This window comes from Paracoccus aminovorans (genome assembly GCF_001546115.1).
Taxonomy (GTDB): Bacteria; Pseudomonadota; Alphaproteobacteria; order Rhodobacterales; family Rhodobacteraceae; genus Paracoccus; species Paracoccus aminovorans_B.
Window position 1 is genome coordinate 59,135 of record NZ_KQ955211.1, and the last position, 23,712, is coordinate 82,846.

22 protein-coding genes are annotated in these 23,712 nt (G+C 68.3%); 7 read left to right on the top strand and 15 right to left on the bottom strand.

What is annotated here, in order from left to right:
* The first annotated feature begins 132 nt into the window (after positions 1-132).
* The 3 genes from ASV56_RS20535 (at position 133) to ASV56_RS20545 (ending at position 3,519) form a co-directional block, all read left to right on the top strand.
* Positions 133-615 carry an Lrp/AsnC family transcriptional regulator gene (locus ASV56_RS20535; RefSeq protein WP_062563837.1) on the top strand — a complete coding sequence of 161 codons (483 nt, stop codon included), beginning with the start codon at positions 133-135 and terminating at the stop codon, positions 613-615.
* A gap of 134 nt (positions 616-749) precedes the next feature.
* Positions 750-2,156 (top strand): APC family permease, encoded by a 1,407-nt coding sequence (locus ASV56_RS20540; protein ID WP_156429264.1) that lies wholly within the window; start codon positions 750-752, stop codon positions 2,154-2,156.
* A 40-nt stretch (positions 2,157-2,196) separates the two neighbouring features.
* Positions 2,197-3,519: a solute carrier family 23 protein gene (locus tag ASV56_RS20545; protein WP_253880192.1), complete on the top strand. Its 1,323-nt coding sequence runs from the start codon at positions 2,197-2,199 to the stop codon at positions 3,517-3,519.
* Between the two features lie 130 nt (positions 3,520-3,649).
* On the opposite strand, the gene ASV56_RS20550 is transcribed toward ASV56_RS20545, so the two are convergent.
* From ASV56_RS20550 to ASV56_RS20575, 6 genes are read right to left on the bottom strand one after another with little or no spacing between them, the layout of a single operon-like run.
* The gene (locus ASV56_RS20550; RefSeq protein WP_062563840.1) at positions 3,650-5,248 is read right to left on the bottom strand and encodes a GMC family oxidoreductase; all 1,599 of its coding nucleotides are present in this window, start codon (positions 5,246-5,248) and stop codon (positions 3,650-3,652) included.
* Positions 5,249-5,285: 37 nt separating this feature from the next.
* A complete protein-coding gene (locus tag ASV56_RS20555) occupies positions 5,286-6,284 on the bottom strand; it encodes a branched-chain amino acid ABC transporter permease (RefSeq protein ID WP_156429265.1) in 999 nt (332 codons plus the stop codon).
* A gap of 1 nt (position 6,285) precedes the next feature.
* The gene (locus ASV56_RS20560; RefSeq protein WP_062563841.1) at positions 6,286-7,173 is read right to left on the bottom strand and encodes a branched-chain amino acid ABC transporter permease; all 888 of its coding nucleotides are present in this window, start codon (positions 7,171-7,173) and stop codon (positions 6,286-6,288) included.
* Between the two features lies 1 nt (position 7,174).
* A complete protein-coding gene (locus ASV56_RS20565; RefSeq protein ID WP_062563842.1) occupies positions 7,175-7,876 on the bottom strand; it encodes an ABC transporter ATP-binding protein in 702 nt (233 codons plus the stop codon).
* Complete coding sequence (locus ASV56_RS20570; protein ID WP_062563843.1) at positions 7,873-8,646, bottom strand: ABC transporter ATP-binding protein; 774 nt, start codon at positions 8,644-8,646, stop codon at positions 7,873-7,875. Before ASV56_RS20570 ends, ASV56_RS20565 begins: the two co-directional genes overlap by 4 nt.
* The gene (locus ASV56_RS20575; protein WP_062563844.1) at positions 8,646-9,845 is read right to left on the bottom strand and encodes an ABC transporter substrate-binding protein; all 1,200 of its coding nucleotides are present in this window, start codon (positions 9,843-9,845) and stop codon (positions 8,646-8,648) included. Before ASV56_RS20575 ends, ASV56_RS20570 begins: the two co-directional genes overlap by 1 nt.
* Positions 9,846-10,025: 180 nt before the next feature.
* On the opposite strand from ASV56_RS20575, the gene ASV56_RS20580 reads away from it, so the two are divergent.
* Positions 10,026-10,931 (top strand): LysR family transcriptional regulator, encoded by a 906-nt coding sequence (locus tag ASV56_RS20580; protein ID WP_062563845.1) that lies wholly within the window; start codon positions 10,026-10,028, stop codon positions 10,929-10,931.
* Between the two features lie 22 nt (positions 10,932-10,953).
* Here the strand turns inward: ASV56_RS20580 and ASV56_RS20585 are convergent, their stop codons facing one another.
* Together ASV56_RS20585 and ASV56_RS20590 are read right to left on the bottom strand one after the other, a co-directional pair.
* Entirely contained in the window at positions 10,954-12,021 is a 1,068-nt protein-coding gene (locus tag ASV56_RS20585; protein ID WP_062563846.1) for an FUSC family protein, read from the bottom strand.
* A complete protein-coding gene (locus ASV56_RS20590; RefSeq protein WP_062563847.1) occupies positions 12,018-12,470 on the bottom strand; it encodes a MarR family winged helix-turn-helix transcriptional regulator in 453 nt (150 codons plus the stop codon). The genes ASV56_RS20585 and ASV56_RS20590 overlap by 4 nt, the downstream gene beginning before the upstream one ends.
* 56 nt (positions 12,471-12,526) lie before the next feature.
* Here ASV56_RS20590 and ASV56_RS20595 point away from each other — a divergent pair, with 56 nt between their 5' ends.
* Entirely contained in the window at positions 12,527-12,715 is a 189-nt protein-coding gene (locus tag ASV56_RS20595; RefSeq protein WP_062563848.1) for a hypothetical protein, read from the top strand.
* 283 nt (positions 12,716-12,998) lie between these two features.
* On the opposite strand, the gene ASV56_RS20600 is transcribed toward ASV56_RS20595, so the two are convergent.
* The 7 genes from ASV56_RS20600 to ASV56_RS20630 are packed head-to-tail and all read right to left on the bottom strand — an operon-like array spanning position 12,999 to position 21,020.
* A complete protein-coding gene (locus tag ASV56_RS20600; protein WP_062563849.1) occupies positions 12,999-13,760 on the bottom strand; it encodes an SDR family NAD(P)-dependent oxidoreductase in 762 nt (253 codons plus the stop codon).
* Positions 13,757-14,572 (bottom strand): PCC domain-containing protein, encoded by an 816-nt coding sequence (locus ASV56_RS20605; RefSeq protein WP_062563850.1) that lies wholly within the window; start codon positions 14,570-14,572, stop codon positions 13,757-13,759. Before ASV56_RS20605 ends, ASV56_RS20600 begins: the two co-directional genes overlap by 4 nt.
* On the bottom strand, positions 14,569-16,152 hold the full coding sequence (locus ASV56_RS20610) for an acyl-CoA synthetase (protein WP_062563851.1): 1,584 nt from the start codon (positions 16,150-16,152) through the stop codon (positions 14,569-14,571). Before ASV56_RS20610 ends, ASV56_RS20605 begins: the two co-directional genes overlap by 4 nt.
* Entirely contained in the window at positions 16,149-17,318 is a 1,170-nt protein-coding gene (locus ASV56_RS20615) for an acetyl-CoA acetyltransferase (RefSeq protein ID WP_062563852.1), read from the bottom strand. The genes ASV56_RS20610 and ASV56_RS20615 overlap by 4 nt, the downstream gene beginning before the upstream one ends.
* The gene (locus ASV56_RS20620; RefSeq protein WP_062563853.1) at positions 17,315-18,100 is read right to left on the bottom strand and encodes an IclR family transcriptional regulator; all 786 of its coding nucleotides are present in this window, start codon (positions 18,098-18,100) and stop codon (positions 17,315-17,317) included. Before ASV56_RS20620 ends, ASV56_RS20615 begins: the two co-directional genes overlap by 4 nt.
* Entirely contained in the window at positions 18,100-19,116 is a 1,017-nt protein-coding gene (locus ASV56_RS20625; protein ID WP_062563854.1) for a TRAP transporter substrate-binding protein, read from the bottom strand. The genes ASV56_RS20620 and ASV56_RS20625 overlap by 1 nt, the downstream gene beginning before the upstream one ends.
* A 26-nt stretch (positions 19,117-19,142) precedes the next feature.
* The gene (locus tag ASV56_RS20630) at positions 19,143-21,020 is read right to left on the bottom strand and encodes a TRAP transporter large permease (RefSeq protein WP_062563855.1); all 1,878 of its coding nucleotides are present in this window, start codon (positions 21,018-21,020) and stop codon (positions 19,143-19,145) included.
* Positions 21,021-21,331: 311 nt separating this feature from the next.
* Here ASV56_RS20630 and ASV56_RS20635 point away from each other — a divergent pair, with 311 nt between their 5' ends.
* Positions 21,332-23,287, top strand: coding sequence for a type VI secretion system Vgr family protein (locus ASV56_RS20635; protein ID WP_253880194.1), 1,956 nt, complete (start codon positions 21,332-21,334; stop codon positions 23,285-23,287).
* Positions 23,287-23,712, top strand: coding sequence for a DcrB-related protein (locus ASV56_RS20640; RefSeq protein ID WP_062563857.1), 426 nt, complete (start codon positions 23,287-23,289; stop codon positions 23,710-23,712). Before ASV56_RS20635 ends, ASV56_RS20640 begins: the two co-directional genes overlap by 1 nt.

Genomic DNA, 23,712 nt, shown 5'->3' on the forward strand with positions numbered 1-23,712 from the left:
GTGGATTCTCTCTGCCGCATTTGCCCCTCCCTGGCCCATACAGGAACAGGATAGCCCGAGGATTCAAAAATTTCCTTTCCAATTTTTTCCCTATAGGCGATAGTTGAAAAGGAAATTCTGCGATTGGTGAAAATGACGGACGTTTCTGCCGAGCTTGACCTGGATGCCATCGACCGCCGAATCCTGCGCGAGCTCAGCCGCGACGGCCGGCTGTCGAACACCCAGCTGGCCGAGCGGGTCGGATTGTCGCCCAGCCCCTGCTGGCAGCGCACGCGGCGGCTGGAATCCGAGGGCTATATCAAGGGCTATGCCGCCATCCTGGACCGCGACCGGCTGCGCGTGCCCGAAACCGTGCTGGTCGAGGTGGTGCTGGACCGCCATGACGAGCACGTGCTGGAAAACTTCGGCCGCCAGATCGTCGAGCTGTCCGAGGTGATCGAGGTCTGGCTGGTCTCGGGCGAATACGACTATATCCTGAAGGTGGCGGTGAACGGCACGCGCGGCTACGAGGATTTCCTGCGCAAGCGGCTGTTCCGCATCCCCGGCATCCGCAACTCGCGGTCCTGTTTCGCGCTGCGCTGCCTGAAGGAAACCGGCATTCCCGTGCCCGAATAGCACGCGGCGCTTGCCCTGTGGCCGCAACCGGCCCACCCTGACCCCATAGTCAAAACATGTTCAGGGAGACGATAATGAGCGCAGGTGCGAGTTCCGCGGCAGCATCGCCGCACCAGACCGAATTGAAACGGGTCATGGGCCCGAAGCTGTTGTTGCTGTTCATCGTCGGCGACATCCTGGGCACCGGGGTCTATGCCTTGACCGGCACCGTCGCGGGCGAGGTGGGGGGCGCCGCCTGGGCGCCTTTCCTGGTGGCCTTCGCCGTCGCCACCATCACCGCCATGTCCTATATGGAGCTGGTGACGCGCTATCCCCAGGCCGCCGGCGCGGCGCTTTACACGCATCGCGCCTTCGGCATCCATTTCCTGACCTTCCTGGTGGCCTTCACCGTCATGTGCTCGGGGATCACCTCGGCCTCGACGGCCTCGAACGCCTTCGCGGGCTTTCTGAACGACGGCTTCGGCCTGGGCTTCCAGAAGGGCAGCGCGGGCATCCTGGTGTTGGCGCTGGGGTTCATGGCGCTGGTCGCGGCGATCAACTTCCGCGGCGTCGGCGAAAGCGTCAAGGCCAATGTGGTGCTGACCTGCGTCGAGCTGTCGGGCCTTTTGATGGTGATCTTCATCGGCTTTTACGCCATGGCGCAGGGCAGGGCGGATTTCACCGAGGTGATGATCTTCCAGTCCTCGGCCGAGAAGGGCTGGTTCCTGTCGCTGACCGCGGCGACGGCGCTGGCGTTCTTCGCCATGGTCGGCTTCGAGGATTCGGTGAACATGGCCGAAGAGGTCAAGGACCCGGTGCGGATCTTTCCGCGCATCATGCTGACCGGGCTTGCCATCACCGGGGTGATCTATGTGCTGGTGGCGATCTGCGCCGTGGCGCTGGTGCCGGTCGGCAACCTGTCGGACCCGGACAAGGGCTCGGCCCTGACCCAGGTGGTGCGGGCGGGGGCGCCGAATTTCCCCTTTGACAAGATCTTTCCCTTCATCGGCATGTTCGCGGTGGCGAACTCGGCGCTGATCAACATGCTGATGGCGAGCCGGCTGCTTTACGGGCTGGCGCGGCAGGGCGTGCTGCCGCATGCGCTGGGGCTGGTGCACCGCCAACGCCGGACGCCCTGGGTCGCGATCATCTTCACCACGGCCCTGGCCTTCGGGCTGATCTGGTTCGTGGTCACGCGCTCGGACCTGCCGGCGGTCAGCCTTCTGGGCGGGACCACGGCGCTGCTGCTGCTCTGCGTCTTTACCGTGGTCAATATCGCGCTGCTGGTCCTGCGGCGGCAGCAGGTCGGGCACGCGCATTTCCGTGCGCCGCGCGCCCTGCCCTGGATCGGCGCCGCGACCTGCGCCTTCCTGGCCGGGCCCTGGGCGCGCAGCGCGGCGCAGATGGACCAGTACAAGGTCGCGGGCTGGCTTCTGGGCATCGGCGTGGTGCTGTGGGCGGCGACCTATGTCTGGAACCGCAGCACGCGCCACCACGTCCCGGGCGACATGAGCCATATCGAGGACCTGGCCGAACATCACGGCGATTCCACCCGGAACTGAAGCGGCTGCGCGGCTCTGGCGTTTTCCGGCAAAGCCGCGCATGAGGGGGGCGACGCAACCCCTGACCCCGAGAGACGAGATGGGCTATTTCCCGCAATGGCGCCGCGCGACCGGCGCCACCGTCCTGCCGGACGAGAAACTGCCGCTGGCCGCGGCCCTGCCGATGAGCCTGCAGCACCTGCTGGCCATGTCCGGCTCGACCATCCTGGCGCCGCTGATCATGGGCTTCGACCCGAACGTGGCGGTGTTCTTTTCCGGCATCGGCACGCTTCTGTTCTTCGTCATCACCGGCGGGCGGGTGCCAAGCTATCTCGGCAGCTCCTTCGCCTTCATCGCCGTCATCATGGCGGCGACCGGTTTTGCCGGCGGCGGGCCGAACCCGAACGTGGCCACGGCGCTTGGCGGCATCATCGCCGCCGGCGCGCTCTATGCGCTGATCGGGCTCTTGGTCATGGCCATCGGCGCCGCTTGGGTCGAGAAGCTGATGCCGCCCGCCGTCACCGGCGCCATCGGCATGGCGATCGGGCTGAACCTGGCGCCGGTCGCGGTCAAGCAGCTGGCCGGCAGCTTCGCGCATCTGGGCATCGCGCTGGCGACGGTGCTGTGCATGGCGCTGGTCTCGGTCTATGGCGGACGGGCGCTTCGCCGGGTCGCGGTGCTGGTGGCGCTGGTCTTCGGCTATCTCATGGTGCTCATCTGCGGCAACGGGCTGGGGCTGGTGCCGGGCATCGACTTCGCCGCCGTGGCCGCCGCGTCCTGGTTCGGCGTGCCGCATTTCACCGCGCCGCGCTTCGACTGGGGCGCCGTCGGGCTGATCGCCCCGGTCGCCGTGGTGCTGGTGGCCGAGAACCTTGGCCATATCAAGGCCTTGGGCTCGATTACCGGGCAGAACATGGACCGCTATATCGGCCGGGGCTTCCTGGGCGACGGGCTGGCCACCATGCTGGCGGGCATGGGCGGCGGCACCGGCGTCACCACCTATGCCGAGAATATCGGCGTCATGGCGATGACACGGGTCTATTCGACGCTGATCTTTCCGCTGGCGGCGGTGATCGCCATCCTGCTGGGCCTGTCGCCCAAGTTCGGCGCCATCCTGCAGACCATTCCGGCGCCGGTCCTGGCGGGGCTGGCCGTGTCGGTCTTTGGCCTGATCGCCTCGGCCATGGCGCGGATCTGGGTCGACAACCGGGTGGATTTCTCGGACCCGAGGAACCTCTTCACTGTCGGCGTGGCGCTGATCTTCGGCGGCGGCGACTTCACCGTGAACTTCGGCGGCTTCGCGCTTGGCGGCATCGGCACCTCGACCGCCGCGGCGCTGCTGCTCTATCAGCTGCTGGGACTGCGGCGGCGTCCGGCCGAGTGACCCGGCTTCTTTGCTCCCCCAATACCCCGGGGGCCGCTTTCCGGGCCCCGTCGAGGGGCCCGGAAAGCGCGAGGGGGGCAGCGCCCCCCTCGGGGGCCCAACGGCGCGGCGGCGTCCCGGCGGTGCCAGCTCAGCCCCGCGCGTCCTCGCGCATCATCCGCGCGGCCTTTTCGGCGATCATCATCACCGGCGCATTGGTGTTGCCGCTGGTGATGGTCGGCATGACCGAGGCATCCGCCACCCGCAGCCGCCCCAATGCCCGGAAGCGCAGCCGCGCATCGACCGGCGCCGCATCGTCGGCGCCCATGCGGCAGGTGCCGACCGGGTGGAAGATGGTGGTGCCGATGGCGCCGGCGGCCTTGACCAGGTCCTCTTCGGTCTGGAAGGCGATGCCGGGCAGGTATTCCTCGGGGTTGAAGCGATTGAAGGCCGGTTGCGCGGCAATCTTGCGGGTCAGCCGGATCGCGCGGGCCGCGACCTCGCGGTCGGCGGACGTCGACAGGTAATTCGGCCGGATCGCCGGATGGGCGCGGAAATCCGGGCCGGTGACATGGACCGAGCCGCGGCTTTCCGGCCGCAGGTTGCAGACGCTGGCGGTCATGGCCGGGAAGGGGTGCACCGGGTCGCCGAACTTGTCCAGGCTGACCGGCTGGACGTGGTATTCCAGATCCGCCGTCGCCTTGTCCGGCCCCGAGCGGGTGAAGATGCCCAGCTGGCTGGGCGCCATCGACATCGGCCCCGAGCGTTTCAGCGCGTATTCCAGCCCGATCGCCGCCTTGCCCATCAGGCGCGAGGCCTTTTCGTTCAGCGTCGGCACGCCCGAGACCTTGTAGACCATGCGCAGTTGCAGGTGGTCCTGCAGGTTCTCGCCCAGGGCGTCGACCTCGGCCAGGGGCGCGATGCCGGCGGCCTGCAGCACGTCGCCGCGCCCGACCCCGGAATGTTCGAGGATCTGCACCGAGCCGATGGCCCCGGCCGCCAGCACGGTTTCGCGCGTGGCCCGCGCCTCGATGCGCTGGCCCTGGTGGTGGTAGAGCACGCCCTGGACCTCGCCCGCCTCGATCACCAGCCGCTCGACCTCGGCGCCGGTCAGGATGCGCAGGTTCGGGCGATGGGCGACCGGGCGCAGGAAGGCCTTGGCGGCGCTCCAGCGCCAGCCGCGGCGCTGGGTGACGTCGAAATAGCCGCCGCCCTCGTTGTCGCCGCGGTTGAAATCGGGCGTGCGCGGGATGCCGGCCTGCTCCGCCGCAGCCATGAAGGCATCCAGCACGGCCCAGCGGACCCGGGCGGTTTCCACCCGCAGCTCGCCGCCGGCGCCATGCATGTCGTCGGCGCCGCGATAGAAATCCTCTTGCGCGCGGAACAGCGGCAGCACGTCGTCCCAGCCCCAGCCGGTGCAGCCCAGCTGCCGCCAATGGTCGTAATCCGCCGCCTGGCCGCGCATGTAGATCATGCCGTTGATCGAGGAACAGCCGCCCAGCACCCGGCCGCGCGGATACATCAGCGCGCGGCCGTTCAGCCCGGGTTCCTCGGCGGTGCGAAAGCCCCAGTCGGTGCGCGGGTTGCCGATGCAGTAGAGATAGCCGACCGGGATATGGATCCAGTGGTAGTTGTCGCGGCCCCCGGCCTCGAGCAGCAGCACCCGGGCGCCGGGGTCGGCGCTGAGGCGATTGGCCAGCACGCATCCGGCGCTGCCCGCGCCGATGACGATATAGTCGTAGCTTTCCATGTCAGGCTCCTTGTGCGGCCCCCTCGGGGCCGCTGGATCAGGACTGCGCGCGGAACCCCAGTTTCCGGCCGATTTTGGTTGCGAAGAACTCGCCCACCAGCCCGCGGCGGAACAAGAGCACGCAGATCATGAAGACGACGCCGGTGATGATGGTGACCGGAAAGTCGGAGGTGGCGAGGTAGTTCTGCAGGCTGACCACCAGGCCGGCGCCGACGATGGGGCCGAAGAGCGTGCCGATGCCGCCCAGAAGCGTCATCAGGATGACCTCGCCCGACATCTGCCAGGCCACGTCGGTCAGGGTGGCGAACTGGAAGACCAGCGCCTTGACGCCGCCGGCAAGCCCGGCCAGCGCCGCCGACATCACGAAGGCGCCGAGCTTGTAGCGCGCCACCGAATAGCCCAGCGAGATCGCGCGCTGCTCGTTTTCCCGGATCGACTTCAGGATCATGCCGAAGGGCGAGTTCACGAAGCGCCAGATCACCAGCAGCCCGATCAAGAAGACCGCCAGCACGAAGTAATACATGTTCATGGTCTGGCTCAGGTCGATCACCCCGAACAGATGCCCGCGCGGCACGGACTGGATGCCGTCCTCGCCATGGGTGAAGCGGGCCTGCAGGCAGAAGAAGAAGAACATCTGTGCCAGCGCCAGCGTGATCATGGCGAAATAGATGCCCTGGCGGCGGATGGCGATGGCGCCCATCACCAGGCCCAGAAGCGCGGCGCCGGCGACGCCCAGAGCCACGCCGGCCTCGGGCGGCCAGCCCCATTCCTTCACCGCATGGGCGGTGAAATAGGCCGCCCCGCCGAAGAAGGCGGCATGGCCGAAGCTCAGCAGCCCAGTATAGCCCAAGAGCAGGTTGAAGGCCGAGGCAAACAGCGCAAAGCACAGGAGCTTCATCAGGAAGATCGGATAAAGCACATGCGGCACGATCAGCAGCGCGACCAGCGCAAGGACGACCAGCGCCAGCTGGATGCGGCCGGCCTGCGGATGGGCGGCGACGGTCTCGGTCGGGATGGGGTCGGATCTGCCGGCCATGTCAGGCCTCCTTTCCGAAAAGGCCCGCGGGCCGCAGGATCAGGACGATCGCCATGATGACGAAGATCACGATATTGGACGCCTCGGGGTAGAAGACCTTGGTCAGCCCCTCGACCACGCCCAGGAGATAGCCGGTGACGATGGCGCCCAGGATCGAGCCCATGCCGCCGACCACCACCACGGCGAAGACGATGATGATCAGGTTCGTGCCCATCAGGGGCGAGACCTGATAGACCGGCGCCGCCAGCACGCCCGCGAAACCGGCAAGACCCGCGCCAAGCGCATAGGTCAGCGTCAAGAGCAGCGGCACATTGACGCCGAAGGCCTGCACCAGCGTCGGGTTCTCGGTCGCGGCGCGCAGATAGGCACCGAGCTTGGTCTTCTCGATCAAGAGCCAGACCGCGATGCAGACCGCGAGCGAGGCGATGACCACCCAGCCGCGATAGATCGGCAGGAACATGAAGCCCAGGTTCACCGCCCCGGTCAGCTGCGACGGCGCGGCATAGGGCTTGCCCGAGGCGCCGAAGAAATAGCGGAAGGTGCCCTCGATCGCCAGCGCCAGGCCGAAGGTGAACAAGAGGCCATAGAGGTGGTCGAGCTTGTAGAGCCGCGACAGCATGGTCTTTTCCACCAGCGCCGCGAGCAGCCCCACGATCAGCGGCGCCAGGATCAGCGCCAGCCAGTAGTTGATGCCGCCCCAGTTCAGAAGCAGCAGCGCCGCGAAGGCGCCCAGCATGTATTGCGCGCCATGCGCGAAGTTGATGACGCGCAGCAGGCCGAAGATGATGGCGAGGCCCAGGGACAAGAGCGCATAGAAGCTGCCGTTGATGAGCCCGACCAGCAGCTGCCCCATCAGGGCCTGGAGCGGCACGCCGAAGATCATGGTCATGTCACACCCCCAGTTCGCGATGCAGCAGGTCCATCTGCTGCGGCAGATCGGCCACGGGGAATTCCGCCGTCATGCGGCCGTGGTCCATCAGGTAGAAGCGGTCGGCGACCTTGGCGGCGAAGCGGAAGTTCTGCTCGACCAGCACCACGGTCATGCCGCGCGCCTTGAGCTTGACCAGCACCTCGCCGATGGCCTGGATGATGACCGGGGCCAGGCCCTCGGTCGGCTCGTCCAGCAGAAGGCAGCGCGCCCCGGTGCGCAGGATGCGGGCCAGGGCCAGCATCTGCTGCTCGCCGCCCGAGAGCTTGGTGCCGGGGCTCGAGCGGCGTTCCTTCAGGTTCGGGAACAGCGCATAGATCTCCTCGACCGACATGCCGCCCTCGGCGACCTTGGGCGGCAGCATCAGGTTCTCCTCGACCGAGAGGCTGGCGAAGATGCCGCGCTCCTCGGGGATAAAGCCCAGCCCGGCGCGGGCGGTCCTGTGCAGGGGCAGCGCCATCATGTCCTGGCCGGCGAAGTCGATCCGGCCGGTGCGCTTGCGCAGGATGCCCATGATCGTGCGCAGGGTGGTGGTCTTGCCCATGCCGTTGCGGCCCAGGATGCAGATCATCTCGCCCTGGTTCACATGCATGGTAACGCCGTGCAGGACGTGGCTTTCGCCATACCAGGCCTGCAGATTCTCGACGGACAGAAGCGCGCTCATGCCTCGGACCCCATATAGGCGGTGCGCACGCGCGGATCGGCCGAGACGGTGGCGTAATCGCCCCGCGCGATGATCTCGCCCCGTTGCAGCACGGTGACGTGGTCGCAGATGTCGGCCACGACATTGAGGTTGTGTTCCACCATCAGCACGGCGCGCGAGCGGGCGACGTCGCGGATGATCTCGGCCACCATGCGCACGTCCTCCTGGCCCATGCCGGCCATCGGCTCGTCCAGAAGCAGCACCTCGGGGTCCAGGGCCAGCGTGGTGGCGATCTCCAGGACGCGCTTCCTGCCATAGGACAGGTCGGCGGCGCGGTGGTCGCGATACGGCGCCAGGCCCAGCTGCTCGATCAGATCATCCGCCCGCGCATTCAGCCGGTCGAGCGACGACAGCGGCAGCCAGAACTGCGTCGCCAGCCCCGCCGGCCGCTGCAGCGCCACCTTGACGTTCTCGCGCACGGTCAGGTGCGGGAAGACGGCCGAGATCTGGAAGCTGCGCACCAGCCCCAGCCGCGCCACCTTGTCGGGGGCGGTCGCGGTGATGTCCTGGCCCAGCAGCGTGATCCGGCCCCGCGTCGGCTGCAGGAACTTGGTCAAGAGGTTGAAGACCGTGGTCTTGCCGGCGCCGTTCGGCCCGATCAGCGCGTGGATGCGCGCATGCTCCACGTCCAGATCCACGTTGTTCACCGCCGTGAAACCCGCGAAATCCCGGCCCAGGCCGCGGGCGGAAAGCACCACCCGCGGCTCGGCCTGCGTTGCAGCAGATGCCATCACTGGACCAGCGGGCAGCCGCTCTTGGCCGGATCGAGGAAGGCCTGGTCGCCGGGGATGGTGGCCAGGACGGTGTAATAGTCCCAGTCCTCCTTGATGTCGGCCGGGGCCTTGACCTCCATCAGATAGGCGTCCTTGATCAGCCGGCCGTTGGCGCCGACCTTGCCGCCCTGGGCAAAGATGTCGTCGACCGGCATCTCGTGCAGCTTCTTGGCGACGGCCTCGGTCTCGTCGGTGCCGGCCTCCTGGATCGCCTTCAGGTATTGCGTCACCGCCGAATAGGTGCCGGCATGGACCATGTTCGGCATGACGCCGGTGCGTTCCTTGAAGCGCTTGCCGAACTCGGCCGATTGCGCGTCGCGGTTCCAGTAGAAGCTTTCAGTCAGGGTCAGGCCCTGCGCCGCCTCGGCGCCGAGGCCGTGCACCTCGGCGATCGAGAACAGCAGCGCCGCCAGCTTCTGCCCGCCCTGGGTGATGCCGAATTCGGCCGCCTGCTTGATGGCGTTCTGCGTGTCGAGACCGGCGTTCGCCAGGCCGATCACCTTGGCGCCCGAGGACTGCGCCTGCAGCAGGAAGGACGAGAAATCGGTCGTCGCCAGCGGATGGCGCACGGCGCCGACCACGTTGCCGCCATGCTCCTTGACCACGTTCGAGGTCTGCTCTTCCAGCGAATAGCCGAAGGCATAGTCGGCGGTCAGGAAGAACCAGCTGTCGCCGCCCTCCTTGACCAGCGCGCCGCCGGTGCCGACGGCCAGCATATGCGTGTCATAGGCCCAGTGGAAGCCGTAGGGCGTGCAGGCCTTGCCGGTCAGTTCGGTCGTGGCGGCGCCGGTGTTGATGGTGATCTTCTTCTTTTCCTGCGACAGCGCCTGCACGGCCAGGCCGACCGAGGAGGTGGTCAGCTCCATGATGCTGTCCACCTGTTCGGTGTCATACCATTGCCGGGCGATGTTCGAGGCGATGTCGGGCTTGTTCTGGTGGTCGGCGCTGACGATCTCGACCGGCGCGTCCAGAACCTTGCCGCCGAAATCCTCGACCGCCATCTTCGCCGCCTCGACCGAGTTCTTGCCGCCGAAATCGGCATAGACCCCGGACTGGTCGTTCAGGATGCCGATCTTGACCTTGCCGTCGGAAATCTCGGCCAGCGCGGGTGTCGCGGCCAGGCCGGCGGCGGCGGTCGTCAGCAGAATCTTGCGCATTTTTTTCCTCCCTGGGTGGTCCTTGGCAACGGCGGGCCCTGCCTGCCGTTGCGGCCTTTTTCGGGGGCGGCGCCCTGCTGTGCCCTCCCCGGCCGTGGTTGAACGATGCCGGGAAATCCGCTTTGACACAAGCGTTCAGACAGGTTTTATTTCTTACATATCCTGTGCATTCTTGAACAGATGACGACGCTCAGCTGGGACGACCTGCAATTCTTTCTGGCCGTGGTGCGCGAGCGGCAGCTGTCGCGCGCGGCGCGGGTGCTGGGCACCTCGCATGTCACGGTCTCGCGCCGCATCGACCGGCTGGAACAGGCGCTGGACACGAGGCTGTTCGAGCGCAACCCGCGCGGCTATGAGCCGACGCCGGCCAGCCTGCGCCTGATCGAGACCGCCGAGCGGATGGAGGAGGCCGCACTGCAGCTGCCCTTGGACCGCGGCGCCGGCCCCGGCCAGCTGCGACCCTTGCGGCTGGCCATGCCCGAGGGCTTTGCCAGCCTGTTCTCGACCCACCTGCTGCCGGCGTTCATCGCCCGCTTTCCCCAGGTCATGCCCGAGATGATCACCATGCCGCAGGTGCTGTCGCTGTCGCGGCGCGAGGCCGACATCTGGATCACCCTCGATCCGGTGACCAGCGGGCCCTATCGCTCGCAGCGGCTGGCGGATTACACGCTGCATCTTTACGCGACGGCGGATTACCTGCGCAGCCGCCCGGCCGTGACGGTGCCCGCCGACCTGGGCCGGCATCGCGTCGTCGGCTATATCGAGGAGATGATCTTCGCCCCGGGCCTGGACTATCTGCGCGAGGTGCATCCCTCGCTGCGCGCGACGATCCGGGGGTCGAGCATCTTCAACCAGCTCGCGGCGGTGCGCGCCGGGCTGGGCGTGGGCGTGCTGCCCTATTACATGGCGGCGAAATACCCCGAGCTGCGCATCGTGCTGCCGGAGGCGGTGCGGCTGACCCGCACCTATTGGCTGACCTGCCACCGCGACATGCGGATGATGCGCTGGGTCGAGGCGGTGATCGATTTCCTGGCCGGCGCGCTGCATGACCGCGGTCGAGAGCTGGAACGTCCCATGGGTATTTGAGGAGCAAAGAAGCCCCTTCGGGTCATCCCTGGGCGAGGCGCCGGCGGTCGTCGAGCGTCGAGAACACCAGCGCCGCCAGCATGCCGAGGCTGACGCCCAGGAGCGTGTCCAGCACCCGCTCGGGCGCCATGGCGGCGGCGTCGGCCTGCGGCGCGGCCAGATGGCTCATCAGCAGCGCCATGGGCGTGACCAGCGCCTGACCCAGCGCGTAATTGGCGCCGATCACCGTCTCGGTCAGGAATTGCAGCAGCACCAGCGCCGCGATCATTTCCCAAGGGCCGGGGACCTGGTTCAGGATCGCCCAGGCGAGAACCGCGCCGATGGCGGTGCCGGTCATGCGCTGCACGGCGCGCTGCATGTTGATGTGCAGGTGCGCGCCCTGCATCACCGCCAGCGCCCCCATCGCCGCCCAGGCCGGATGCGCGGCCCCCAGCGCGTGGCAGGCGAAGGCGGCGCTGCCGCAGCCGATGATGATGCGCAGCGCCGCGACCAGGCGCTCGGGCAGGGGGCGGCGCGGCTCGGCCGGGAAGGGGCGGTCTTCGGACTCGGGCGGCCGCAGGTGCTCGGTCAGGGCGCAGATCGCCCAGGCCAGCAGCGCGGCGGCGCCGGTGGCGGCGGCGCGGCCGGCGATCTCGGCCAGCCCGGCCTGATGCCCCATGGCGGCGCCGGCGGCAAAGACGAAGATCAGCGCCCCCGGCGCGCCGAAGCCGGCGCTGACCGTGACGAAGAAGAAGACGCCGCAGGACAGTGCCAGCAAGGCGAGCTGCACCGCGGCCGGGGCGCCGGCCCAGACCGCCAGCGACATGGCCGTCACGGCGGCGACCTGGCACAGCCCGCAGGCCAGCACCACCGGCCCGCGCCGCGGCGCGAAGCGGCCAAAGAGCGCGACCAGCGCCCCCAGCGCGGCAAAGCCGGTCAGCTCGGGCCAGGGCGAGAGCAGCGCCAGCGGCAGGGCGATGGCGACCGCCAGTCCGGCCTGGGCGCCGGCCAGCAGCGAGTTGCGCAGGAAGGGCTGGCGGTTCAGCGCCATGCTGCCCAGCAGGTTTCGCCGGCCCAGCACATGGCGCGCGGCGTCGATGCGCCGGGTCATGGGCTGCCCTCGCCGTCCTGCATCTGCCGCTCGATCCGGTCGAAGCCGTCGAGCATCGCGGCCAATTCGGCGTCGCTGAGCCCGGCCAGCAGCGGCTGTTCCGCCGCGGCGAGCTCGCGCAGGATCTCGGCCACGCGCGCCTGGCCGGTCTCGGTCAGGTGGATCAGCCGGGCACGGCCGTCGCTCGCGTCGGCGCGGCGCTCGACCAGGTTCTGCCGGCACAGGATGTCCAGCACGCGCACCAGGCTGGAGCCGTCGACGCCGACGCGCTGCGCCAGCGCCTTCTGGGTGATGCCGCCGCCGGTCTCGTGCAGATGCACCAGCGGCACCCAGGTCGCGTCGGTCAGGCCGGCGGCGGCCAGGCGGCTGTCGATGGCGCGGCGCCAGCGCCGCGCGAGCAGGGAAAAGCGCATGCCGAAGCGGGCGCGGGGATCGGGAATCGGGGTCATGCGATGGATATAGCATAGTTAATTTGATTTGCAATGCAAATTGATTAGGCGGTGCCTTGCGCTGGCCATCATCTCTTGCAAATCCCACCGAGAATACGCCCTTTCTGGCCGAGCGGCAGGACGAGCTGATCGACCTGTCGATGCTGAAGCCGGTGACCGAGCGCATGCATGTCGAGACGTTCCGCGCCGGGCTGCATTGGGTCGCGGACAATCTGACGGCGGCGGCGGCGCTGTCCACCTGCTGATGGCGCTGTCGAAATATCTGGGCCTGCACATGGAGCCTGCCGCTCGACAGCGCGGCATCATCCTCAAGGCGCTGGATCACCTGGCGCGCAACGGCAACCTGCGCGCGCTCTGCATGCAGCCGGGCGTGATCAACCCGCGCGCCGCCATGACCGCGGCCGGCCTGGCGCCGCCCTTTTGGCTGACCCGCGCCGCGGCCGATACCATCGCCGGCGCAACCGCCCAAGACGGTGCGCGAGGTGCTGGGCTGAAGCAGCGGGCCGGGTTCGCCCCGGCCCCGCTCTCTCAGGCGGTCTCGGCGGCGCGGCGCAGCGCCGGCAGGCCGACGCCGGTGGCGTCAAACCCGCCGTCCACCGCCAGCACCTGCCCCGAAACGAAACTGGCCTTGTCCGAGCACAGGAAGACGATGGCTTCGGCGATCTCGCGCGCCTCGCCATAGCGGTTCAGCGGGATGGCGTCGTAATAGGCGCTGATGATCTCGGGCGCATGCACCGCCATGGCCAGCTTGGTCCTGACCGGGCCGGGGGCGACGCAGTTCACCCGGATGCCCTTTTCGCCCAGCTCGGCGGCGAATTGCTTGGTCAGGTGGATCACCGCCGCCTTCGAGGTGCCATAGGCCACCCGCAGCGTCGAGGCGCGCAGCCCGGAAATCGAGGCGATGTTGACGATGGCGCCGCGGGTCTTGGCCAGTTCCTCGGTCGCGGCCTGGGTGCACAGGAACACGCCGTCGAGGTTCGTCGCCATCACCTCGCGCCATTGCTCGAAACTGGTCTGGCCGACCTGCGAGAACAGCGCCACGCCGGCGTTGTTCACCAGCGCATCGACGCGGCCGAAACGCGCCACGACCTGCCGGATCACGCCGTCCACCGCCTGAGGGTCGGAAATATCCGCCTCGACCGTCATCACGTTGTCGATGTGGTCGCAGGCGCGGTGCAGTTCCTCGGTGTCGCGGTCCACCACGGCGACCTGCCAGCCCTGCTCCAGGAAGATCTCGGTGGCGGCAAGCCCGATGCCGCGGCAACCTCCGGTGACGATGGCGGTTTTCATGTCTTGTCCTCTGTCGGCTCGATGATCAGTTCCAGCGTGACGCCGACCGGGTTTCCGCCCCGGGTCAGGCTGCCGCGCGCGATATGGCCGTGGATGTCCACGACCTCGATGGGGATATGCGCCCGGCCGGCGGCCAGATGCGCGCCCGCCAGCCGCAGTTCGGTGGCGTGGCAATCCATGCGATGCCCCTCGGCAAAGCGGATGTGGTCGATGCTGCCGACGCCATGCAGCCGGGCGTTTTCGATGCCATGGCGGCCGGCCAGCGCCTCGACGGCCGTCACCACATCCTCGCCGGGCAGGATGCGGGCCAGGAGGCCTCGGCCGTCCTCGCCGCCCGCGGGGGTGAACAGGGTAAAGGCCGTCTCGGGGTCGGGCAGGGCCTCGAACCAGGTCTCGGCCGCGCCCAGGCCCGCGACCTCGGCATCCGCGACGATCACCGAATCGAAGGGCAGCAGATGCCCCATCGCGCCGCCCCAGATGCCATGGCAATGCAGGAAGGGCGCGCCGTCCTTCCTGCCGACGGTGGCGGTGGCGCTGTCGATCCGCACCGGACCCTCGGGCGCGTGGGTTTCGGAATACCAGGCCGCATGCAGCCCGTCGCTGGCCGGCGCCGGCAGGACATAGCGCATCGGCGCGCAGGTCACGCCCGCCAGGTCCAGCACGCCGCCCTTGCAGCCATGGGCCGCGAAAAGATCGCCCACCGCCTGCATGACGGTCGCCCCCTTCGGCAGCACGCCCCGCAGCGGGCGCAGCTGCGCGCGCCGCGCCGTCGCGCGTTCGGCGGCGCGCGGGCCGGGATGGACCATCCTCATGCCGGCTCCACCAGGCCGCGCGCGGCGATCTCGTCGCGGATCAGCGTCTTGGTGATCTTGCCATAGGCGGATTTCGGCAGGCTGTCCCAGAACAGCACCCGCTTCGGCAGCTTGTAGCGCGAGATCTTCGGTTCCAGGAAAGCCGCGATCTCGGCCTCGGTCACCGGCGCGGTGGCGACGCAGACCGCCCAGCCGACCTCGCCCCACAGCGGGTCCGGCATGCCGACCACCGCGACCTCGGCGATGGCGGGATGGGTCAGCAGCTTTTCCTCGATCTCGCGCGGGTAGACGTTCGAGCCGCCCGAGATGAACATGTCGCTTTCGCGCCCGGTGATATAAAGGAAGCCCGCCTCGTCCACATGGCCCAGGTCGCCGGTGCGGAACCAGCCGTCGCGAAAGGCTTTCCGGTTCGCCTCGGGGTTCTGGTAGTAGCCGGCAAAGACGGCGGGGCCGATGACGCAGATCTCGCCGGTCTGGCCCGGGGGCAGTTCGCGGCCGTGATCGTCCTGGATCTGGATCTCGATGCCGGTGCGGGGATGGCCGCAGGTGCCGATGCGGGTGGCCGGGCCGTCCTCGGCCTCGTGCAGATGCGCGGGCAGCACGGTGATATTGCCGGTGACCTCGCCCAGGCCGAAATATTGCACCAGAACCTTGCCCAGCGTTTTCAAGGCCTTCTGCTGATCGACGCGATACATCGGCGCGCCCGCATAGATGACATAGCGCAGGCTTGAGGTATCGGCCGCGGCGGTCGCGGGATGCTCGACCAGCAGCTTCAGGATCGTCGGCACCGTGAACATGGTCGAGACGCGCCATTCGCGCACCAGATCCCAGACCTGGGCCACGTCGAACCGTTCGCTGGGCAGCAGCACGGTTTTCACGCCGCGCGCCACCTGCACCAGCTGATGCACCCCCGCGCCATGCGACAAGGGCGCGACGACCAGCGAGGCATCCTGACCCGTCAGCCCCGGCATCAGGTCGGCCAGGTGGTTCGTGATCACAAAGGCCATCTGGCCATGGGTCAGGACACTGGCCTTGGGCCGGCCGGTGGTGCCCGAGGTGAAGAAGAACCAGCAGGGATCGTCGCGATCCACCACGGCGACCTGCGGACGGCGGCCCATCGCGTCGGCTGTGATCACATCGACCGAAGATCCGAAATCCGCCGCGCCAAAGACCAGCGTTTCCACGCCGCAGGCCGCTGCGTGCTCGGGGAAGGCGGCGTTGCAGAACATCAGCGTCGCGCCCGCGGCATGGGTCAGCCAGGCGACCTCCTCGGGCGTCTGGCGAAAGTTCGCCGGCACCCAGACGCCGCCGGCGCGCCAGACCGCGAACATGGCCTGCATCATCTGCAGGCAGTTCTGCGACTGGCACATGACCCGGTCGCCCTTTTGCAAGCCGAAGCGGCTTTGCAAGGCATGGGCCAGCGCGTCGGTGCGCGCCTCGAACTCGGCCCAGCTCCAGCGCGCCTCGCCCATGACCAGCGCCACGCCGTCCGGGTCGCGCCGCGCCGCCTGCGTCAGCAGCGTGGCGAGGTTCATCACCCGGGTCGAGACCGGGGCCAGACCGCCTGCCGGACCCGTCATTTCTGCCTCTCGAGGATCGAGCAATACGAGGCCACCGCCGCGCCGCCCATGTTGAAGACACCGGCCAGCCGCGCATCGGCCACCTGCATGGCGCCGGCATCGCCCGTCAGCTGCATCGCCGCCATGACATGCTGCGAGACGCCGGTGGCGCCGATCGGATGGCCGCGCGATTTCAGCCCGCCCGAGGGGTTGACCGGCAGCGCGCCGTCGAAACGGGTCGTGCCCTCGCGGATGACCCGCCAGCCCTGGCCGGGCTCGGCCAGGCCCATCGCCTCGTATTCGATCATCTCGGCGGTGGTGAAGCAGTCATGCGTCTCGACCAGCGACAGGTCGGTGACGGCAAGGCCGGCCTGGTCCAGCGCCGCGCGCCACGCCCGGCGCGGCCCGTCGAAGGCGATGGGATCGCGCCGCGACAGCGCCAGATAGTCGCCGGCCTGCGCCCGCGCGCGGAAGCGGATGCCACGCGCCAGCCCCTCGGCCACCTCGGGCGCGGCCAGCACCAAGGCCGCCGCCCCGTCCGAGACCAGCGAGCAGTCGGTGCGCCGCAGCGGCCCCGCGACCAGCGGGTTCTTCTCGGACGGCGTGTTGCAGAAACCCGCGTCGAAGGCTTTCTGCATATGCGCATAGGGGTTGCGCATGCCGTTTTCGTGGTTCTTGGCGGCGATCATCGCCAATTCCTCGGAACGGTCGCCGTGGCGCTGGAAATAATGCTCGGTGATGCGGCCGAAGACGCCGGCGAAGCCGCCGGGAATCTCGCCCTCTTCCGGGACGAAACTCGCCGACAGCAGGATGTCGCCGATGCGGTCATTAGGCGTCGCGGTCATCTTCTCGGCCCCGATCACCAGCGCGACCTTGCCGCGCCCCGAGGCGATGAAATCCGCCGCCGCATAGATCGCGGCCGAGCCGGTGGCGCAGGCGTTTTCCGTGCGCAGGAACGGCACGCCCGCCAGTTCCGGCGTGCCCATGGCGACCAGCGCGCCCTGGAAATCCTGATGCGAGAAGCCGTTGTTGAAGACGCCGGTAAAGATGCCGTCCACGGCCTCGGGCGCGATGCCGGCATGGTCCAGCGCGGGGCGGGCGACCTCGGCCATCAGGGCCATGGTGTCGGGCGCCTCGGACTTGCCGAATTTCGTATGCGCCCAGCCGACGATCAGCGGATCGGTCATGAGAGGTTCCTTTGCGGTTCAAGGGCGGCCAGCCGCTGCCCGATCAGATGCGCCTCGCGCTGCAAGGCGGCGACAAGTTCGGCCTGGCGGATGAAGCCCATGCGGTTCTCGATGGCGGCGACGGACAGCGCCCCGGCGGGGCGGCCGTCCGGCCACAGGATCGCGACGCCCAGGCCCCAGGATCCGGCGACGATCCGGCCCGGGTTCAGGGCATGGCCCGCCGCGCGCGCGGCCGCCAGATCCTCGGCCAGGACCGGGGCCAGATCGCCGACCAGCGGCCCGACCTGCGCCAGCAGGGCCTCGGCCTCGGCCGGGGGCAGGGCAGCCAGGATCGCCATGGCGCCGGCGCCGACGCCCGCCGGCTTGCGGTCGCCCTTCATCAGCGCATGGGTGCGGACCGGGAAATCGCCCTCGATCCGCTCCAGGCACAGGGTATGGTCGCCCTGCGGCACGGTCAGCAGCACCGTGTCGCCGGTGTCGCGCGCCAGCCGCAGCATCGAGTCGCGCGCGTGGTGCAGGATGCCGTGGCGCTCCTCGGCAAAGCGCGCCAGCAGATAGGCCTCGGGGCCCAGGTGATAGCGGCGCGTGGCCCGGTCCTGCTCGACCATCCGCGCCGAGGCCAGCGCCAACAGCAGCCGCCGCGCGGTCGGCGGCGGCAGATGCGTGGCCTGGGCCAGCTCGGCCAGCCCCAGCCCCTGCGCGGCGCCGCGCCCGACCAGCGACAAGAGCGACAGCGCGCGCGCCACCGCCTGCGTGCCGCCGGTATCGGGCGCATCCCGCATCAGGCCAGTTGCCGCCCGACGGCGGCTTCCAGGATCGCCCAGGCCTCGTCGCCATAGGTCTTCTTCCACTCGGCATAGAAGCCGGCCTCGCGCAGCTTCTCCTCGAAGGGTTTCGGGTCCACGTCGTTGAAGGTGAAGCCGTTGCTTTCCAGGTCGCCGCGCAGGCTGGCGTTCAGCTCCATCACGTCGGCGCGCTGTTTCACGGCGCCGTCGTTGAAATGCTTGGCGACCACGGCCTGATGCGCCTCGCCCAGGGCGGCCCAGGCGCGGCGGTTGCCCAGAAGCCAGAAGCCGTCCCACATGTGGTTGGTCATCGAGAGATACTTCTGCACCTCCCACAGCTTGGCGACCTTCATGATCGCCAGCGGGTTTTCCTGGCCGTCAACGATGCCGGTCTGCAGCGCGGTATAGACCTCGGCGAAGTTGATCGAGGCCGGCGCCGCACCGAAGGCCGAATAGAGCGAGGTCCAGAGCGGGCTGACCGGCACGCGGATCTTGAAGCCTTCCAGATCGGCCGGCGTCACGATGGGCTTGGTCGAGCTGGTGGTCTGGCGGAAGCCGTTGTCCCAGATCTTTTCCATCACCACCAGGCCCGCGCCCTCGATCTGGCCGCGCTCATAGGCGCCCAGCTCGCCGTCCATCGCCTTCCAGACGGTGTCGTAATCCGGGAAGGCGAAGCCCACGCCGTTGATCGAGGCGTTCGGCACCAGCGTCGACAGGATGATCGGCGACAGCTGGAAGAACTCGACCCCGCCCGAGCGCAGCTGGCCCAGCACGTCGGTATCGGCGCCCAGCTGGTTCGACGGGAAGATCTGGATGTCCACCGCGCCCGAGGTTTCCTCCAGGATCGCCTTCACCGCCTCGCCCAGCCGGACGTTGCTGGGATGCTCCAAGGGCTGGTTGTTCGCGATCTTGTAGCTGAACTCGGCGGCCATGGCCCGGCCGGGCCGGATGAAGGGCGCGGCCAGCGCGCCCGCGGCGGCGCCCAGCAGGATGGTGCGGCGGTTGGTGATCATCGGGTTTCCTCCTCCCAGTTGTCTTGTCAAAGCAGTGCGGTCGAGAACCACGGCACGGCGGCGATGGCCAGAAGCCCCACCAGCAGCGCGGCGAGATAGGGCCAGATCTTGCGCATGACCTGGTCGGCCGGGACATTGGCGATCTTGCAGGCGATGTAGAAGCCGATGCCGATGGGCGGCGCCATCAGCCCGATGTTCATCGCCGTGACGATGACCATGGCGTAATGGATGTCGTGGATGCCCAGCCCGCGCGAGATCGGGAACATGATCGGCGCCAGCAGCACGATGGCCGGCAGCCCTTCCAGGAAGCAGCCCAGCACCAGGAAGATCACGATGCTGGCCAGCATGAACACGACCCAGCCGCCGGGCAGGCCGATGACGATGGTCATCAGGTCGCGGGCAAAGCCCGATTGCGTCAGCGCCCAGGCCATGGCGCTGGCCGCGCCCAGGATCAGCAGGATCGCGCCCGACATGGCGGCGGTCTCGACCAGCATGGTGCCCATCTTGCGCAGCGGGATGCCGCCATAGAGCACGATGCCGATGATGAAGGCATAGACCACGGCGATGGTCGAGACCTCGGTCGCGGTGGCGACGCCGCCGGCGACCAGGCTGCGGATCATGAAGGGCAGGACCAGCGCCGGCACCGCGACGATCGCGGTCTTGCCGATCACGCCCAGGCCGGCGCGGCGGACGCCGGCCATGTCCTCGGTCCGGGCCTTCCAGCGCGCCAGGATCGCCAGCATGACGAGCAGCACCATGGCGATGGCGAAGCCGCTGGTGAAAAGCCCGGCGATGGACACGCCCGCGACCGAGCCCAGCACGATCAGCACGATGGAGGGCGGCACGGTGTCGGCCATGGCGGCGCCGGTCGCCAGCAGCGCCGTCATCTCGGACGGCGAGTGGCCGCGCCGGCGCATTTCCGGGAACAGCGCCGGGGCGACCGTCGCCATGTCCGATACCTTGGAGCCCGAAATCCCCGAGACCAGGAACATCGAGCCCAGCAGAACATAGCTCATCCCCGCCTTGACGTGGCCCAGGAGCGAGGCGAGGAAGTTCACGATGGCCTTGCCCATGCCGGTGGCGTCGAGGATGCAGCCCAAGAGCACGAAGACCGGCACCGACAGCAGGATCAGCGCCGACATGCCCTCGTCGATGCGGCCCAGCATGACGAAGACGGGCGCGTGGCTGGCGAAGGTCAGATAGGCCAGCGTTCCCAGCGCGAAGCAGAAGGCGATGGGCACGCCGATGCACAAGAGCGCCGCCACCAGCAGCCCCAGCCAGATCGGCAGGTTCCAGTTGCCGATGGACAGCAGCGACGGCTTCAGCCACCAGCACAGCGCGACCAGCGCGCCGGTCACGATCAGCGTGCCGGCAATCGCCCGCCACTCACGCGAGCGCAGGACCGAGATCACCATCAGCACCGCCATCAGCCCGATGCCGGCCGGAATCGCCGAGGCGCGCCAGGACATCGGGATCTGCAAGGCGGGCGAGGTGACGAAGCTTTCCTCATAGGCGTATTCGACCGCGACCGGCAGCAGCCGCAGCAGCAGCACGCAGACCAGCACCTGCCCGGCGATCTCGGCCAGGCGGGCGGTGCGCTCGGGCAGCAGCGGCAGGAAGACGGTCAGCCGCATGTGCTCATGCCGGTCGACGGCCAGCGCCGCGCCCAGCATCGCCATCCAGATGAAGCTGAGCGAGGCGACCTCGTCGCCCCAGATCAGCGGCTTGTGCAGGACATAGCGGAAAAACACGTTGGCGAGCACGGTGACGATCATCACCAGCAACAGGCCGGCGGCGGCGATCTCGATGGGCCGCATCCAGGGCTCGGCGCGTTTCGGCTCGGCCATGGCCTCGATGCCGCCCAGGGCCAGCTCACCCTCGGGCTGGGTGTCGGTCAGTTGCATGTCGTTCCTCCGTCGGCAGTCGGGATCTCCCTCTCCCGGTTCGCGTTCCACGATGTGGAGCGCAGAACAGCCGCTTCTGCCCGTTTGTCGCGGAAGCGCACGCAGAAGTGCAAGCGGAAATTCATTGCCCGCCGAAAAAATCGCCCCATGCCGCCAATCGCAGGGCATAGGAATTCCACGATATGGAATTGGCCCGCCCTAGGCAGAATTGCCGCCCAGGGCGCTCACGGTTTGACCCGACCGGAAATCCGGCTAACATGCCGCTGCATTCGATCCGAGCCTTCCGTGTTCACTTTGGTCAGGAGGCATTTGTGAATATTCCTTTCAAGCAGGCGGGCCGGCTGGGCCGGCTGACCACCGCGCTTGGCGCTGACGAGCTGGTGCTGCTGCGCCTGGACGGCTCGGACCATGTGAACGAGCTGTTCGAATATCGCGTCGAGGCCCTGGCCAGCCACGGCAAGGTCGATTTCGACGCGCTGATCGGCACCCATGCCACGGTCGAGATCGAATCGCGCGACGGACCCCGGGCCTTCGACGGCATGGTCACGCAGGCGCGCTGGTCGGGGGTGGGCGAGAACGGCCACCGCTACGACCTGGTGCTGCGGCCCTGGCTGTGGCTGGCGAGCCGGCGGCAGAACCAGCGCATCTTCCACAACAAGACCGTGGTCCAGATCCTGACCGAGCTTTTCGCCGAATATGCGGGCCTGGGCGATCCGGCCTATGAGTTCCAGCTGTCCGAGGATTACCCGGTGCTGGAATATACCGTGCAATACCGCGAATCCGACATGGATTTCGCCCGCCGCCAGCTTGAGCGGCACGGCATCAGCTTCCATTTCCGCCACGCGCCGGGCAGCCACACCATGGTGATGACCGACGACGTGCTGGCGCATGACAGCATCGGCACAAGGCCCTATAAATCCTACGACGGCCACCACCAGGCCGAGGGCGAGCATTTCTGGGACTGGTCGGCCGAGCGCAACCTGACCACCGGCGCGACGCGGCTGATCGACTATAACTTCAAGACCCCTACGGCGGCGATGGAGGTTGACCAGATGGGCGACGCCGCCCATGCGCTCGGCCAGCTGGAAAGCTATGAATACCCGGGCGATTTCGCCGACCAAGGCGCCGGCCGACTGATCGCGCAGCGCCGCACCCGGCAGCATCGCGGCGGCGACCGGCGGGTGCGGGCCATGGGCGACTGCCTGTCGCTGGGCGCCGGCAAGACCGTGACGCTGGGCGGCGACGAGGTGCCGGGCACCGGCGAGCGTTTCCTCTGCCTGTCCGCCAGCCACCATTTTGTCAGCGAGGCCTATGGCTCGGGCGCGGCGGGCAGCGACGGCTATGCCTTTTCCGGCGCCTATGTGCTGATGCCCGACACCGCGCCGATGGCGCCGCCGCGCCGCACGCCGGTGCCGGTGATGCAGGGCCCGCAGACCGCCGTGGTCGTGGGCGAGGGCGAGATCGACTGCGACGAATTCGGCCGCATCCTGGTCCGGTTTCACTGGGACCTTCAGGGCGCGATCTCGATGCGCTGCCGGGTGGCGCAGAACTGGGCCGGCAACGGGCTGGGCGGCGTCGTCATCCCGCGCATCGGCATGGAGGTGGTGGTCGACTATATCGACGGCGACCCCGACAAGCCAATCGTCACCGGCTGCGTGGTGAACGGCCAGAACGGCAATATCTACGGCCTGCCGGCCAGCAAGACGAAAAGCGGCTTCAAGACCAAGACGCACCAGGGCTCGGGCTTCAACGAACTCAGCTTCGAGGACGCGAACGGCGCCGAGAAGATCTTCCTGCACGCGCAGAAGGACATGGAGCGCGTCATCAAGGACAACGAATCGACGCTGGTGGAAAACGGCAACCGCGCGATCACCGTCCAGACCGGGGACGAGACCAAATCCGTGGCCAGCGGCAACCTGACCGAGACCGTGGCGCTGACCCGCGCCAGCCAGGCCACCAAGATCACCGCGACGGCGCTGGCCGGCAAGGCGGGCCCCGGCGTCATCGCCTATGCCGCCGATGACGACATCACCGCCCAGGCCAAGAAGCTGGTCTCGCTGCATTCCGACCTGAAGATGCAGCAGACCGCCAAGACCATCAGCGCCGAGGCCACCGAAAGCCTGGTGCTGAAGGTCGGCGCCGGCACCATCACCATGACGACCGAGGGCATCGTGCTGCAATTCGGCTCGACCCGGGTGACGCTGGCCGAGGGCGTCCTGGACCAGATCGGCGGCATGATTCATCTCAACAAGGACTCGGCGAGCTGATGTATCGCATCAACGAGGGCAGCATCGACCTGCCGCGCGACTGGCAGGACCGGACGATCAACGTGGTGTCGTCGAACCCGGCGGGGCCGGGGGTGTCGCTGACCATCACCCGCGACGACATGCCCTGGGGCATGGCCTTCGCCGAATATGTCGAGGACCAGGCCAAGCAGGCCGCGCAGGCGCTGAAGGATTTCCGCATCGACGCCCGGCGCGAGCTGTCGGTGAACGGCGCCCCGGCGATCGAGATCGAATGCCGCTGGACCGCCAAGCAGGGCGCCATCCATCAGCTGATCACCACGGTCGGCGCGGCGGGCGGCAAGGTCCTGGTGCTGACCGCCTCGGTCGGGGGCGAGATGAGCGCGGCGCAGCAGGCCGAGATGCGGCGCATCGTCTCGACCCTGCGGCTGGAGCGGGCGGAGGGCTAG